13 protein-coding genes are annotated in these 13845 nt (G+C 71.6%); 5 read left to right on the forward strand and 8 right to left on the reverse strand.

Annotated elements, in window-relative coordinates; genetic code table 11:
* The first annotated feature begins 86 nt into the window (after nt 1-86).
* Nucleotides 87-650 (forward strand): GNAT family N-acetyltransferase, encoded by a 564-nt coding sequence (locus tag ABZ906_RS18635; RefSeq protein ID WP_361383496.1) that lies wholly within the window; start codon nt 87-89, stop codon nt 648-650.
* 33 nt (nt 651-683) lie between these two features.
* Here the strand turns inward: ABZ906_RS18635 and ABZ906_RS18640 are convergent, their stop codons facing one another.
* Nucleotides 684-1136, reverse strand: coding sequence for a hypothetical protein (locus tag ABZ906_RS18640; protein ID WP_361383499.1), 453 nt, complete (start codon nt 1134-1136; stop codon nt 684-686).
* Nucleotides 1137-1247: 111 nt separating this feature from the next.
* Between ABZ906_RS18640 and ppk2 the strand changes: the two genes are divergently transcribed.
* Nucleotides 1248-2216, forward strand: a complete 969-nt coding sequence (gene ppk2, locus ABZ906_RS18645; protein WP_361187809.1) for a polyphosphate kinase 2 — start codon at nt 1248-1250, stop codon at nt 2214-2216.
* Nucleotides 2213-2968: a PIG-L family deacetylase gene (locus ABZ906_RS18650; RefSeq protein WP_361383502.1), complete on the forward strand. Its 756-nt coding sequence runs from the start codon at nt 2213-2215 to the stop codon at nt 2966-2968. The genes ppk2 and ABZ906_RS18650 overlap by 4 nt, the downstream gene beginning before the upstream one ends.
* A 55-nt stretch (nt 2969-3023) precedes the next feature.
* Here ABZ906_RS18650 and ABZ906_RS18655 read toward each other — a convergent pair whose 3' ends face one another.
* On the reverse strand, nt 3024-3878 hold the full coding sequence (locus tag ABZ906_RS18655; protein ID WP_361383505.1) for an alpha/beta fold hydrolase: 855 nt from the start codon (nt 3876-3878) through the stop codon (nt 3024-3026).
* A gap of 130 nt (nt 3879-4008) precedes the next feature.
* Here ABZ906_RS18655 and ABZ906_RS18660 point away from each other — a divergent pair, with 130 nt between their 5' ends.
* A complete protein-coding gene (locus ABZ906_RS18660; protein WP_361187806.1) occupies nt 4009-4353 on the forward strand; it encodes a VOC family protein in 345 nt (114 codons plus the stop codon).
* An 82-nt stretch (nt 4354-4435) separates the two neighbouring features.
* On the opposite strand, the gene ABZ906_RS18665 is transcribed toward ABZ906_RS18660, so the two are convergent.
* Both ABZ906_RS18665 and ABZ906_RS18670 read right to left on the reverse strand, forming a co-directional pair.
* Nucleotides 4436-5980: a hypothetical protein gene (locus tag ABZ906_RS18665; protein WP_361383508.1), complete on the reverse strand. Its 1545-nt coding sequence runs from the start codon at nt 5978-5980 to the stop codon at nt 4436-4438.
* The gene (locus tag ABZ906_RS18670) at nt 5980-7251 is read right to left on the reverse strand and encodes an FAD-dependent monooxygenase (RefSeq protein WP_361383511.1); all 1272 of its coding nucleotides are present in this window, start codon (nt 7249-7251) and stop codon (nt 5980-5982) included. The genes ABZ906_RS18665 and ABZ906_RS18670 overlap by 1 nt, the downstream gene beginning before the upstream one ends.
* Before the next feature lie 164 nt (nt 7252-7415).
* Here ABZ906_RS18670 and ABZ906_RS18675 point away from each other — a divergent pair, with 164 nt between their 5' ends.
* Nucleotides 7416-8012, forward strand: a complete 597-nt coding sequence (locus tag ABZ906_RS18675; protein ID WP_361383514.1) for a hypothetical protein — start codon at nt 7416-7418, stop codon at nt 8010-8012.
* On the opposite strand, the gene ABZ906_RS18680 is transcribed toward ABZ906_RS18675, so the two are convergent.
* The 4 genes from ABZ906_RS18680 to ABZ906_RS18695 form a co-directional block, all read right to left on the reverse strand.
* Nucleotides 7926-8777: a hypothetical protein gene (locus ABZ906_RS18680; protein ID WP_361383517.1), complete on the reverse strand. Its 852-nt coding sequence runs from the start codon at nt 8775-8777 to the stop codon at nt 7926-7928. The two genes, ABZ906_RS18675 and ABZ906_RS18680, sit on opposite strands and share 87 nt — an antisense overlap.
* Complete coding sequence (gene cydC, locus ABZ906_RS18685) at nt 8774-10546, reverse strand: thiol reductant ABC exporter subunit CydC (protein ID WP_361383520.1); 1773 nt, start codon at nt 10544-10546, stop codon at nt 8774-8776. The genes ABZ906_RS18680 and cydC overlap by 4 nt, the downstream gene beginning before the upstream one ends.
* A gap of 370 nt (nt 10547-10916) precedes the next feature.
* Nucleotides 10917-12743 (reverse strand): thiol reductant ABC exporter subunit CydD, encoded by a 1827-nt coding sequence (cydD, locus tag ABZ906_RS18690; RefSeq protein WP_361383523.1) that lies wholly within the window; start codon nt 12741-12743, stop codon nt 10917-10919.
* A 13-nt stretch (nt 12744-12756) separates the two neighbouring features.
* Nucleotides 12757-13809: a cytochrome d ubiquinol oxidase subunit II gene (locus ABZ906_RS18695; RefSeq protein ID WP_361383526.1), complete on the reverse strand. Its 1053-nt coding sequence runs from the start codon at nt 13807-13809 to the stop codon at nt 12757-12759.
* Between the last annotated feature and the right edge of the window lie 36 nt (nt 13810-13845).

Below are 13845 nucleotides of genomic sequence, written 5' to 3' on the forward strand. Positions count from 1 at the left end.
ACTCGAAGACCGGGACGGCTCGGGCGCCCCTGGGGTCCTTGATCCGTTCCTGTGATCGGTGACGACGATCTGCCTATGCTGGGCCGGTGAACGACGCCGTCATACTGCGGGTCAACGCGACCCCGTCCGCTCCCGCCCTCGTGCTTCGCCCCTGGGCTCACCAGGACGCTCCCGCGCTGATCAACGCATATCGGGACCCGTACTTGCGCCAGTGGACGAGCTCTCCCGTCGACAACGTCGCCGATGCCGCGCGGTGGGTGCATTCCCAACAAGCGGGGTGGGCCACGGGGATACGGCTCGACTTCGCCGTCCTCGAGGAACAACCGGACGCGCCCGAGGGACAGTTGGCCGGGAGTGTGGTCCTCAAGGAAGCCACGCCCGGTAAGTCGACCGCCGAGGTGGGCTATTGGACCGCCGCGCACGCACGCGGGCGGGGCGTCGCCGTCCGGGCACTGGAGGCACTGACCGGCTGGGCCTTCGACACCTTCGCGGCCACCGGGCTGGGGCGCTTGGAGCTCCTCCACCAGGAGGACAACCTGGCCTCGTGCCGGGTGGCGCAGAAGACGCGATACGAGTTCGCCGGAATCCTGCCCGCGTCACCGCCGGCTTTCCCCCGCGACGGCCACCTGCACGTACGGCACGCGGGCTGAGGAAGCAGGGCGCAGCGCGCCTCGCGACCCGGTTCAGCCGCCTTCCCCGTGGTTCATGAACCGGTGCGTGTCGACGCGACGGGCCATGGAGTACGGGTGATACCGGTCCACGAGGATGCGGCAGACGAACTCCGCGGTCCGGCTGTCGAAAGCGGCGTCTTCGCCGTCGAGGGCGCCCTCGCCTAACGTCTCGACCATGCGCTTGTAGTCACCGGGCAGCGCGATGCCCAGACGCGACTCCACCTCCGCCCAGTCCGTGTCCGGCCGCTGGGCGGGCTGTGCCCAGCAGGTGATCCGCCTGAGCCGCTCCACCCAGTCGACGTCCTCGCCCGGAGCGATCACCAAGGGCGTCGGCAGCTGCCGGTGAGCGATGGCCAGCACCGGACGCTCGGCGCCCTCTCCGTCCCGTCCCGTGCCGTGCCTGTAGCCGTCCGCCGGACCGAGCCGGGCCAGCAGATCGTCCACGGTCCTCTGGGTGAGCTTCATGGCAGGGCGTCCAAGAATCACAGCTCCCAGAAGTCGCAGCTCCCGGCGCGTACGGCGGTGGATATTGCGGAGTAGCGCTCGACGCGGGTAGGAGAAGAATGATGTGTGTCGATGAGAGGAGACGGTGTGGCGTCGGACGACAGGGACGTGGAGGGTTTGCTTGACGGGCTGTCGGTGGATGAGGCCCGGCCGGAGCGTCCGGTGCTGCTCGACGGGCAGGGAGAACCGCTGCGGACCTGGCGGGAGAACTATCCCTATAGCGAGAAGCTGAGGCGCAAGGCTTATGAGCGCCGGAAGCGGATCCTGCAGATCGAGCTGCTGAAGCTGCAGAAGTCGGTGCGCGATCAGGGGCAGCGTGTCGTGGTCGTGTGCGAGGGGCGGGACGCGGCGGGCAAGGGCGGCACGATCAAACGCTTCACCGAGCGCCTCAACCCCCGAGGCGCCCGCATCGTGGCGCTGGACAAGCCCACCGAGCGGGAAGCGGGCGAGTGGTACTTCCAGCGGTACGTCGCACAGCTCCCCGCCGCCGGGGAGATCGTCTTCTTCGACCGCTCCTGGTACAACCGTGCCGGCGTCGAGCCCGTCATGGGCTTCTGCACTCCACGACAGCACGAGGAATTCCTACGGCAGGCCCCGCTGTTCGAGAAGATGATCACCGATGACGGCATCGTGCTGGTCAAGTTCTGGTTCTCCGTGTCCCGCGCGGAGCAGCGCACGCGCTTCGCGATCCGCCAGGTGGATCCCGTACGTCAGTGGAAGCTCTCGCCCACGGACCTGGCCTCGCTGGATCTGTGGGACGCCTACACCCACGCCAAGGTGGAGATGTTCCGCGCCACGGACACCGTCCACGCCCCGTGGTCGGTGATCAAGTTCAACGACAAACGCCGCGGCCGCCTCGAAGCCATGCGGCACCTGCTGCTGCGTGTCGACTACGAATCGATGGACAAAGACGCGGTGGGGGAGGCGGACCCGCTCATCATCGGCCCGGCCGACACACTCCTTGAAGCGGACGAGGACCCGACGGACCTCTCCCCCAGCAGGCTCGCGGGGAACGACCGGGGGCCGGGGCAGCATCCGTGAAGGCAGTGGCGCCCGTGGCGAGCCTGCTCGGTGTTTTCGCCCATCCGGACGACGAAGCACTGTCAGCTGGTAGACTGCTCGCCCGCCACGCAACCGAGGGTGCCCGCACCGCAGTTGTGACGGCGACCTGGGCGGCAGGCACGGCGCGTGCCGCAGAACTCGCCCGGGCGCTTCAGATCCTCGGCGCCGGCCAGCCACGGATGCTCGGCTACGCCGACGCGCGCGTACCGCAGTCGGCCCCGGGCGCGCTGCGGTTCTGCGATGCGCCGATCGACGAGACGGTCGGGGAACTGGTCGCGCACATAAGGGAGTTCCGCCCGGAGATCGTGATCACGCATGATGCGTACGGAGGGCTGACCGGACACCCGGACCATGTGCACACCCACCGCGTGACCATGCTTGCGTTCCAGGCGGCCGGACTCGAGCGGCTCTACCCCGACGCTGGTGTGCCCTGGCAGCCGAGCGCCCTGTATCTGGCCACGCACCCTGACTCGGCCATGCGGGTGTGGGGCGGACATCTGGCCGCTATGGGCAAGGCCATGCACAGTGTTCCGGACGCGTGGGTCACCGAGACCGTCGACGTCAGGCCCTGGCTGAAGCGGAAGGTCGACGCGGTGCTGGCTCACCGCACCGAGGTGGAACGGGGAGCCGCCCCTGGTCTGATCGCCGGCCTCCCGGCTGCGGAGCGGGAACGGATGCTCGGCACCGAGTGGTACACCCGCCACGACCCCCTCCACCGCAGGGGAGCGTGACGCGGCCCGGCGGAGTGCAGCCGCCGGGCCGGGATGGTTGGCCAGTGAAAGGGCTCTAGCGTGCGGCGAGAGCCGCCAGCACCTGAGCGGCCGGCTTCGGGTGGACCAGCCAGTGCAGGTGGCTTCCCTGCAGGGTTTCTACGTCGAAGGGGTTGTCGGGGGTGAGGGCGTTGGCCTCGCGGATCATGCGGTCCTGCATGGCGAGGGGGATGCTGGTGTCGTCGGTCAGACGGACGTAGGTCTTGGGGATGCGGCCCCAGGTCGCGGCCTGGGTCCGGTCGGCGGACGTGCCGGCGTCGAGGTTCTCGTCGGGCTGGAAGGTGTTGAGGAAGTTCCGGAACTCGTCGTCGGTGAGGTCGGCGGCGAAGGCCTGCTTCATCCCGGCGAGCGGCTCCGGCGCGGCGGTGCGGAAGTTGACCCGGAGCAGGCCTAGTTCGGCCGGATTGCCGACGAGCGCCGCGGCGAAGGTGCCCGGGTCCACGCTCGCCATCTCCGGCTCCGCGTAGTAGTCGCCCACATTCAGGTCGACGGGACACCAGGCGGAGACGTAAGCGATCCGGTCGATCAGGTCGGGGCGGGCGTTGCCGACCGCCGTGATCGTGGCGCCGCCCCTGCTGTGGGCGACGAGGATCGTCGGGCCGTTCTCCTTCGCCCGCTCCAGGACGTCGATCACGCGGGCGGCATTGTCGGCCAGGGTGACCCCCTTGATGCTGCCCGGTTCGCCGGCAAGCGCGTCGAGATCCTGAGGAGCCTGGTAGGACGCGGGGTAGGTCGCCTCGAAACCGTGGCCCGGAAGGTCGACCGCCACGGAGCGGTGCCCGAGCAGGCCGAGTTCGGCCTGAAGCGGCGCGAACGAGAAGGAGTTCGCGAAAGCGCCATGAACAAATACGAATGTCGGCTGATTTGGCATGCCCGTAGCCTCCAATGGAACGATCTTCGGGACAAGCACAAATTGGATACTTGTGTACCGCAGCCCCCGGCGCGCCCGCGTGTGCTCGTTGGGGCCCCGCGCGGTGACCGGCGTGCTTAGCATGGGCGTCATGACCGTAGATCTGTTCGCGGGCATTCCCGTCCGCGACTACAACACGGCAGTGGCCTGGTACGGGCGACTCCTCGGCACGCCGCCGTCCTTCCTGCCCAATGACACCGAGGCGGTGTGGGAGGTCGACGAACACCGCTACGTCTTCGTCGAGGTGCGCCCCGATCACGCCGGACACGCCTTCCACACCCTCTTCGTCAGCGACTACGACTCCCGTCTCGAGCAGATCGCCGAGCGGGGCCTGAAACCGGAGACCCGCGAGACCTACGCCAACGGCGTGCGCAAGGCCACCTTCCGCGACCCGGACGGCAACGAGATCGGGTTCGGCGGGGGACCGCTGGACTGAGGTGGAGTGAGGTGGACTGAGGTGGAGTGATCGGGAGGCTGCGGTCGGGGCAGTACCGAGCAGCGCCGAGCAGGGCGGAACCTCAGCCCTCCGCACGTCCCGCCGGTGCCTTGGCGCAGAGATACGGGCGGGCCAGGAGCAGGCCCGTGGCGGTCAGGATGATGCCGAAGTAGACCGGCGCGAGGTGGAGCAGGTCGGTGTAGTGGATCGAACCGTGCACCACGACAACCGGCAGGAAGCCGGCCGCCGCCGCGGCGGCCAGGGTCCAGAACACCCAGGCCTCGCCCCGCCGCCAGCCCCACGCGCTGAGCAGCACGATGGCCACCGCGGCGGACATCAGGGCGCCGCCGAAGCCCGCGCGGTCGTGGGCGATGAACGGTACGAGCCGGGGGTTCACGGCTTCGAGGGTGTGCGCGTCGGTGCCCAGGAAGGTCAGGTCGCTGGGGACGAAGACATCGGTCAGGCCGGTCACGGAGATCACCGCGCCGCCGACGAACAGTCCCGCTCCCGTGAGGATCATCAGGAGCTGTCCGACCAGTGCCCGTCGGCGCTCCCGTTCCGGGCCCTCGGGTGCCAGGCGCCACCTGGGTCGGTCGGGGGCGCGGCGCACCCCCAGCACGAACATCGGGAACAGCACGAGGGCTGCCGCCGTGTGCAGCGGCTCCACGAAGCCGATGACCAGGAAGTAGAACAGGGTGGGGAAACCGATCGCCCCCGAGAGCAGGAAGGCCTGGCGGGCCCAGGGCCAGCCGCGTCTGATCCCGCCCGCGGCGAGGCCGGTGTAGAGCGCGCCGATCGACACCATCGTGCCGGCCATGGTGATCCGGTCGTGCTGGAGGAAGTGCACCAAGTGGTGGTTGGCCGCGTGCAGTTCGTGCAGCGTCATGCCGAGGTAGTCGTGGTCGTACCAGAGCAGCACCGGACCCAGCGTGATCGCCGCGGCGCCCAGTCCCGCGACCGTCATGCCGAGCCCGACCAGCAGGGCCCACCACCAGGCGGGCCAGCGGAGGGGTGAACGGCCGACGTCCCGCAGTGCCGGGGCGGGCTCCGTGGGTGTGGCGGCCTCGGTGACCCGCGCGAACCAGCCGGGTCCGGCGGCCACCAGGACTTCAGGCCGGGCGAGTACGACGGTGCCTGCTCCCGCTTCGAGCACGGTTGCCGCGGCGGTGACCGATGGGTCGGACACATGCATGACGTGGGGATCGTCGCTCGTCGTGAACCCGTCGACATGGGGCTTGAGCGCGGCCTCGGTCTCCGGGTCGCAGGTGCGGACGACCACCGGGATCGAGCGCCCGGCGGCGGCCTCGCGTACGGTCCGGGCGTCTTCGGCCGTAACGGGAGCCACCTCGACGACCCCGGCGCCCAGCGGGGCCAGGGCGCGGATCGTGTCGCGGGCGAGCGACGGCGGGACGGATATGCCGAGGCGGACGGTCACGGGCGTCCCGGCTATCTCACCGGCGAGTACCTCCGGCGGATGCCGGTGCCCGAACCCGCGGGCGATCAGTCGCGCCCCGGCGGGGCGGGCACCCACCGAGGCCAGCAGCCGCAGGGCAGTGCGCTGCGAACGGCGCAGGCCGAGTACGGCAGCGGCGGCGCCGCGCAGCGGGTGGTACGTCCAGTCCGGCATCAGCGTCTCTCGTTCCCCGTCGCGGTCACCCGGCTGCCCGGCACGGTCCAGCCGAGCACCGGAGTCATCGAACGCAGCGTGGCGCGGGCCGGCATCAGCCGGGCGGCGGTGTCACGCAGCAGAACGGCGGGCGGCCACGACAGCTGGCCGATCGCGCCGAGCCGGGCGGAGCGGCGCGTGATGGCCCGGGTCCGCGGGCGGCGCAGCAGGTCGTACGAGCGCAGCGCGGCGGTCATGTCCGTGGTGTCGTCCAGGCAGTGGGCGAGAGTGACCGCGTCCTCCAGCGCCTGGCACGCGCCCTGGCCCAGGTTCGGGGTCATGGCATGGGCCGCGTCGCCGAGCAGCGCGACCCGGCCGTGGACGAAGGAGGGCAGCGGCGGCAGGTCGTACAGGTCGTGCCGGAGTACCGCGTGCTCGGGCACGGCGGCCAGCAGGGCGGGGATGGGGTCCGGCCAGGCGCCGAAGCGGCGCAGGAGTTCGGCGTACTCGGCGGAGCCGTCGGTCGAAGTCCCTGCCGGAAGTGGCGGAGTCCCTGCCGGAAGTGCCGCGGTCCCCGCCGAATGTGCCGAAGCCCCCGCCGGTAGCGAGGCCGTCGCGAAGCAGTACATCCGCCCGCCCGACAGCACCGTGTAGCCGAACCTCTCCCCGCGCCCCCAGGTCACCGCGCCCTGCGAGGGCGGTTCGGCGAGCGGCTCGGTGATCATGCGCCAGCCGGTGTACCCGGCGTACCGAGGCCCTGCCGCGTCGGGCCACAGCGCACCGCGGACCGCACTGCGCAGCCCGTCGGCGCCGACCACCAGGTCGGGCCGTGACTCGCCACCGGCATGCACGACGACCGGACGCTCTTCGCCGCCCTCACCCTCGCCCTCGCAGTCGTCGCGGACGGCGGACACCTCACTGCCCGGGCGCAGACTGTCGGCGGGCAGCGCATCGGCGAGCACCCGCAGCAGGTCCGCGCGGTGCAGGACCACGAGGGGGTGGCCGAAGCGACGGGTGAGTTCCGCATTGTCCGTACGAGACATCCAGCGGCCCCGGCGGTTACGTACGCCGCCGGTGGCCTCGACGGCGCCGAGCTCAAGGACCGCGTCGGCAAGGCCGAGCGCCTCAAGTGCCCGCAGCGCGTTCGGCCACAGGGAGATGCCGGCGCCGATCTCGGTGAACTCCGGGGCGCGTTCGAGCACTTCGACGTGCCATCCCCGGCGGTGCAGGGCGATGGCCGCCGCGAGACCGCCGATCCCACCGCCGACGATGGCGGCGGCGCGCTGCGGCATGGTTCCTCACTCTGCCTTCGGGGGCACCACCCCTGGTCAAGTGGCTGTCGCTCCGGTGTTCGGCAGCATACGACGTGCGCAGATGCGGCCGAGCGGCGCCGCCCGCTTTGCCGCGCTGTCCAGTGCTTGATCCAGTGACCGGCCATGAACCCTAGCCTTACGGCATGGGAGTGGGCATCGAAGTTCTGATCGTCGACTGGCGCCGGGTCGAGGCGGAACCGGCGGGTGAGCGACGCGTGCTGCTGGAGGAAGCCGCCTTCGGCGACGAGGGCGACCTCGACGAAGAGGGATGGATCTGGCCCCCGGCAGCCGACGCCGACTGGTACGGCCGGTACGCCTTCCGCCGCACCCTGGGCTCCTACAAGCCGCACTTCTGGGCGGGCGAGCGGTGGGAGCACGTCAGGGACTTCGCCGCCCCCGGCCTGCGCACGGCCCTGGATCACTTCACGGCTGCACTGTTCTGGGAGGGGCTGGATTACATGACTGACGGCACCGCCACACCCCTTCCCGAGCGGGAGGCCCCCTGGGACGCCGATCTGCTGATGTGGCAGCCGCCGCGCGACATCGCGGCAATCAAGGCCTTCTGGACCCGCGCGGCCCCTGACCTGGACACACTGCGCGAGCCGTTCGCACAGCACGCCGCCGAACCGGGCGGCTGGATCGGCGACTTCGAGTCATTTGCCGAGTTCCTCAGGGGCTGGGCCGAGGTGGTCACGGAAGCCGACCGCCGCGGCTGGGGCGTGATCGGGCTCCGCTGCTGACCCGCGCCCGGAGGCGAATCCGGTGGTGCCTGCGTTGACGCGGGCCTCTACCGAGAAGGAGGTCTGGCAGGCGGGGCAGGTGGCCTGGCCGAAGAGGTGGGTCAATGCTCGGGCTACCGTCTGTTGTTCGTCGGTGCGGGCGAGGTCGTGGAGGCGTCGGCCGATGCCCGTCAGGTCGGCCGGGTTCGCGGGGCGCAAGGGCCTGGTCTCGACGGCGGTGGTGTCGTCCGACAGCGCGTAGTCCCCGGTGCAGGAGAAGAAGCCGGGCTCTCCCAGGACGAGGAACAGCTCAGCTGCGCACTGCGGGCAGGTGACCTCGTACTCCTCGTTCATGAGCACCTGGGCGAGGGTTTCCCGCCAGCCCGCCACGCCCTCGAAACTCAGCACGGCTTCCAGGAGGTAGGCGTATTCGGCGGGGTCCTCCGCCGTCCGGAGTCGCGCGTCGGCCAGTGAGGCGAGAGCCGCGATGTCGGCTGCGTGTTCCGCGCGGACATCACCGGCCCCGTGCGGCTGGTCGACTCCTGCCGTGATCGCGCCCGCCAGGGCCAACGCGTTGCCGGCCTGTTCGCGGTCCTGCCCGCCGGCCACTCCGGCCAGCCACGGAAGTGCGGCGAAGCTGGCCGGGTAGACACTGCCTTGGTGGCACAGCGCCGACCACAAGGCGTTCCAGCTCTCGGGGGTGGGAGCCGATGCCAGGCGCTCCAGCTGGGCGGGCAAGTCCGCCGCGGGGCCGTAGGCGTGGCTGAGCTGCGGCCAGTTCGTCATGCGGAGATCCAATCAGGGAGAGGGGGTCGGGGGGCGGTCATGATGCGGCCGTCGTCCAGGGTGAGGATCTGGTCGGCTGCGGTGAGGCCCGTGGGGTCGTGGGTGATCAGGAGGGTCGTGCGGCCGTGGGTGGCGCGCAGGATGTCCGTGAGGACGGCCGCGGCGGTGTCGGGGTCGAGCCCTTCGGTGGGTTCGTCCAGGACGAGTACGGGCGGATCGGCGAGCAGGGCGCGGGCCAGGAGCAGGCGTTGGCGCTGGCCGCCGGACATGGCGGAGCCGTTCTCGCCGAGGAGGGTGTGCCAGCGATCGGGCAGGGACTCGATCCAGTCGAGGAGTTGTGCCTGGCGGGCGGCTTCGCGCAGGTCGGCGTCGGTGGCGTCGGGGCGGGCCAGCAGGAGGTTGGCGCGGATGGTGGTGTGGAAGACGTGGGCGTCCTGCGTCATGCCGGTGATCGCGCGGCGGGCGTCGGCACCCGCGTAGTCGCGCAGTTCGCGTCCGCCCAGACGGATGCTTCCGGCCTCGTACGGGATGAACCGCATGAGCGCGGCTATGAGTGTCGACTTGCCGGAGCCGCTGGCGCCCAGGAGCACCGTGCGGCGGCCGGGCGGCAGGCGCAGGCTCACTCCGTCCAGAGCCGGGAGACCGTCGGGGCGGTGGCGTACGCGTAGGTCGGTGATGTCCACACCGAGGGGTTCGTGCATGGCGAGCGTGGCCGGTGAAGGCGGTTCGGTGACGGGCGCCGGTGTGTCGAGGAGGTCGGCGAGACGGCCCGCGCTGACGCGTACGTCGGCGAGATGGCGGGCCGCGGCAGGCAGGGGAGTCAGTGCCTCGAAGGAGACCAGGGCGAGGACCGTGAGGACGGTGAGGTGCACGGCGGGCAGCCGTCCCGCCGCGTGGGCGCTGAGCCCGAGCCAGGTCACGCCGACCGTCGCCGCGGCCTGGAGGAGCAGGATCGTGGCGGAGGCGAGCGAGGTGGTCCAGGCCGCCCTGCGCTCCACGGCCGCGATCCGGGCCGAGGCCTGGCGTGTCTGGTAGAGGGCGCGTCCCCGTGCTCCGCATGCGGCGAGATCTGCCGCGCCCTGGATCAAGTCCAGTGTGAGGGCGGATAGTTCGGTGCGCGCGGCCTTCTCTGCGTGGCTCGTACGGCGGGAGAGCGTGAGCACCAGGGCCGGTACGAGGAGGCCCGCCGTCGCCAGGACCAGTCCGAGCAGCACACCTGCCTGCGGCAACAGCGCCGCGGCCAGGACGGTGGCTCCGGCGGCGACCGTGCAGGCCGACGCGGCCGGGATCAGCACCCGCAGCAGCAGGTTCTGCGCGGCGTCGACGTCGTCGACAAGTCGGGCGAGCAGGTCAGCGCTGCGGAAGGCGGGCGTGCCCGCGGGAGCGAGCGGCACAAGCGCCTCGTACACCCGCCTGCGGAAGCCCGCGACGGCCCGCAGCACGCCGTCATGGCCGAGCAGCCGGTCGGTGTAGCGCAGTGCTCCGCGCCCCAGGGCCAGAGCGCGGACCGCGACGATGGCCAGGCTCACCGAGGCGAGCGGGGGCTGCTCGGCGGCGCGGGTGATCAGCCAGGCGGCGGTGGCCATCAGCGCGGCGGCGGCGAGTTCGCTGCCGGCCGATGCGAGCACGGCGGGCAGCAGGCGGCGCCAGTACGGCAGGAGGCTGCGCAGGAGGCGGAGGGTGGCGCGGGGTGTGGGTGGGGGTGAGGCGGCTGCGGTTGCGGTTCCGGTTGCGGTCGCGGTTGCGGTGGCTTCGGCGGGGAGGGTCATTTGGCCACCGGGCTTTCTGCGGGGGAAGGTTGGGAGAGGGGGTGGTGGTGTGCTCGGGTGAGTGGGGCCGGGGTGGCGGCGTGCGGCAGCGGATCGGGTGCGGACGAGAAGAGCGGCTCGCGGGAGCCGGTGCCGGCCCCTTCGCATCCAGGCGCCCTGTGTCCGGCCAGCCGCAGACGTGGGGCCCGGTGCAGTCGCAGCCGCAGGTGTGGGCCCCCGCGCAGCCGCAGCTGTAGCCGCAGAGGCAGGCCCCCGCGCAGCCGCAGTCGCAGAGGCGGGCCCAGCCGCAGATCCAAGCACTGCGTTCCCGTTCCCGTCCCGCCGTGACGCCGCGCCCCCGGCACGTCCTGAGCGGAGGCCATCCGCGCGGTCACGGGGCCATCAGTCCCTCAGCAGCAAGAGCGGGCGGCATCGTCGGCGCCGAAGAACAAGCCGTGGTGATGCGGCCCGCGTCGACGGTGACGATCCGGTCGGCGTGCGGCAGCAGCCCGGTGCGGTGGGCGACCACGATCGAGGTCTTGCCGCGCATGAGGCGGACCGTGGCGCGGGTGACCGCGGCCTCGCTCCGGGGATCGAGGTGGGCGGTCGGCTCGTCCAGGAGCAGTACGGGCGCGTCCTTGAGGAAGGCGCGGGCCAGGGCGATCCGCTGGCGCTGGCCCGCCGAGAGCCCGGCGCCGTGCTCGCCGAGCTGCGTCTCGTACGCCCGGGGGAGTTCCTCGATGAAGAGGTCGGCGAAGGCGGCGCGTGCCGCCCGGCGGACCTCGGCGTCGCTCGCATCGGAGCGGGCGAGGCGGATGTTGTCCGCGACGGTGGCGGCGAACAGGTGTGGGCGCTGGGGCACCCACGCCACCTGAGCGCGCCATGTGTCGGGGTCGAGGTCGGCGAGATCGGTGCCGTCGACCGTGACCCGTCCCGACGCGGGAGCCGTGAAGCCGAGGAGCAGCGCAAGGAGCGTGGACTTGCCCGCGCCGCTCGGCCCGACCAGAGCGATGTGTTCGCCGGGGCGCAGGGTGAGGGAGACGCCTCGCAGGGCGGGCGTGGCGTGGTTCGGGTAGTGGACCGTGACCCCGTCCAGACGCAGGTGCGCGGCGTGGACGTCGGGCATCGGGGTGTGGGTGTCGGGCATCGCGGCGCGGGCGTCGGGCATCGGGGCACGGGCCTCGGGCATCGGGGCCCGGCAAGCGGGGCGCGCCGCAGGCAGGACCGAGCGGTCACCCCCGGCGGCTTCGTCGAGGACGGCGAACACCCGCTCGGCCACGGCGATCCCCTCGGCGCTGTCGTGGAAGGCCGCACCCGCCGCGCGCAACGGGAGATAGGCCTCGGGGGCCAGGAACAGGACGACCAGCGCCGTCCGCAGGTCCAACTCGCCGCCCAGCAGCCGCAACCCGACCGGCACTGCCACCAGCGCGACGGAGAGCGTGGCGACGGTTTCCAGGACGAAGGAGGAGAGGAACGCCACGCGCAGCGTACGCATCGTGGCCCGCCGATGAGCGTCGGCCATCTCGCCAAGCACCTCGGCCTGACGCCGCTCGCGGCCGAACGCGCGCAGGGTCGGCAGTCCCGCCACCACGTCCAGGAAGTGCCCGCCCAGGCGGGACAGCAACTGCCACTGCCGCGCGGTGCGCCGGGCGGTATGGGCGCCCACCAGCGCACCGAACACCGGGATGAGCGGCAGCGTCACGACGATGATCAGCGCCGAGGTCCAGTCGGTCCACGCCAGCCAGGCGATCACCGTCAGGGGCACCACCGCGGTGGCCGTCATGGTGGGCAGATAGCCGACGACGTACGCATCCAGGGCGTCGAGGCCCCGGGTGAGCAGGGTGACCGTCTCGCCGTGGCGCCGGGACGCGAGCCGCAAGGGGTTGGTGTGCCGCAGCCTGCCGGTGATCCTCTCGCGCAGCACGCGCTTGGCGTCGGCCGCAGCGCGCTGCGCGAGCACCCCGCGGACCCAGGTCAGCAGCGCCCGCAGCATCATGACGGCGGCCAGGGCGGTCAGGGCGGCAAGCGGTGCGCCGGGGAAGAAGGGGAAGGTGAAGGGGAAGGGGTGTCCGGCGAAGCCGTCCGCCAGGACCGCCGCCAGCAGGGTCGCCTGGGCGACGATGAGCCCGGCGGAGAGGAGCGCAAGCGCCGAGGAGTACGTCATGTGGCGCCGCAGCGCCGGGAGTTCGCGCATCAGGCGTCGCTCGACGGGCTTCATGACTGCATCCCTCTCAGAAGTAGCTGGGGTGACGTTGGCCCGTCCGGCCGCGGAAGGCCCACCAACTCCACGACTGGTAGGCGAGGACCACCGGGACCACCAGGACCCCGAACGCGCTCAGGATCTGCAACGTTGCGCCGTCCGTGACGGCGTGGTCGACGGTCAGTCCTGTCCCCGCCGAGCTGATCAGGAGGTACGGATAGTGCCCGGCCCCCACGAGCAGTACGGGCAGTGCCGTGGCGCAGCAGGTGGCCGCGAACGCCGGGACGGAGTGCCCGTGGGTCATGAACCACCAGGCGCCGGCGAGCGCCGCCGCGAACAGGGCGGCGATGACCGCCGAGGTCGCGCGGTTCGTCATCGAGGCGCCCGCTCCGAAGAGCGTGAGGAGCAGCGCGAGGGCACCCACTGCGGCAGCCCCGCGCAGCAGAAGGGCCCCCAAGTGCCGCGATCGGGAGGCGAGTTCAGGTCCCGAGCGCAATGCCACGAACGCCGTTCCGTGCGCCGCGAAGAGCAGCGCGGTGGTGACGCCGCAGGCCAGGGTGAACGGCGAAAACACATCGCCGGGCCCGATGTGGAAGCTCCCGCCCGCGCGGCGGGGCACGCCGTGCAGCAGCAGGCCCACGACGAGCCCCCAGCACACGGCGGGCAGGGCCCCGCCGCACACGATCAGTACGTCCCACCGGCGCCGCCCGCGTGCGGTGCTAGCGCGGCGCCGCAGTTGGATCGCGGCATTGCCGAGGACCAGGCCGACGAGGATCGCCACGATCAGCGGGTACAGGCCCGACAGGAGGGTGCCTTCCAGGTGCGGGAAGGCGCCGAACAGGACACCGGCGAAGGCGACAAGCCAGACCTCGTTGCCCAGGAAGAACGGGGCGATGGCATCCAGAGCGGCATTACGATTTGTGCCGTCGCCGTCGCCGTCGCCGTCGCCGTCGCGATCGCTCTCCCCGTCTCGCCCGCCGAGGAAGGGATGCAGCATCTGTACGCCGTAGTCGTAGCCGCCGAGCACGAAGTACCCGGCGAGCAGCAGGCCGAGGAGGGCCAGCCAGGCGGTCTCCAGAGTCATTTCGCTCAACTTTCCGTGATGGCAGGGGAGTAGTGC

Origin of the sequence: Streptomyces sp. NPDC046925, from assembly GCF_040644915.1 — a bacterium.
In the GTDB taxonomy this organism is placed as follows: domain Bacteria; phylum Actinomycetota; class Actinomycetes; order Streptomycetales; family Streptomycetaceae; genus Streptomyces.

What these genes read in the sequence shown, in the direction of transcription:
- ABZ906_RS18640 (WP_361383499.1), bottom strand. Translation starts at nt 1,136, where the DNA reads ATGAAGCTCACCCAGAGGACCGTGGACGATCTGCTGGCCCGGCTCGGT.
- ppk2 (WP_361187809.1), top strand. Translation starts at nt 1,248, where the DNA reads ATGAGAGGAGACGGTGTGGCGTCGGACGACAGGGACGTGGAGGGTTTG.
- ABZ906_RS18655 (WP_361383505.1), bottom strand. Translation starts at nt 3,878, where the DNA reads ATGCCAAATCAGCCGACATTCGTATTTGTTCATGGCGCTTTCGCGAAC.
- ABZ906_RS18660 (WP_361187806.1), top strand. Translation starts at nt 4,009, where the DNA reads ATGACCGTAGATCTGTTCGCGGGCATTCCCGTCCGCGACTACAACACG.
- ABZ906_RS18665 (WP_361383508.1), bottom strand. Translation starts at nt 5,980, where the DNA reads ATGCCGGACTGGACGTACCACCCGCTGCGCGGCGCCGCCGCTGCCGTA.
- ABZ906_RS18670 (WP_361383511.1), bottom strand. Translation starts at nt 7,251, where the DNA reads ATGCCGCAGCGCGCCGCCGCCATCGTCGGCGGTGGGATCGGCGGTCTC.
- ABZ906_RS18675 (WP_361383514.1), top strand. Translation starts at nt 7,416, where the DNA reads ATGGGAGTGGGCATCGAAGTTCTGATCGTCGACTGGCGCCGGGTCGAG.
- ABZ906_RS18680 (WP_361383517.1), bottom strand. Translation starts at nt 8,777, where the DNA reads ATGACGAACTGGCCGCAGCTCAGCCACGCCTACGGCCCCGCGGCGGAC.
- cydC (WP_361383520.1), bottom strand. Translation starts at nt 10,546, where the DNA reads ATGACCCTCCCCGCCGAAGCCACCGCAACCGCGACCGCAACCGGAACC.
- cydD (WP_361383523.1), bottom strand. Translation starts at nt 12,743, where the DNA reads ATGAAGCCCGTCGAGCGACGCCTGATGCGCGAACTCCCGGCGCTGCGG.
- ABZ906_RS18695 (WP_361383526.1), bottom strand. Translation starts at nt 13,809, where the DNA reads ATGACTCTGGAGACCGCCTGGCTGGCCCTCCTCGGCCTGCTGCTCGCC.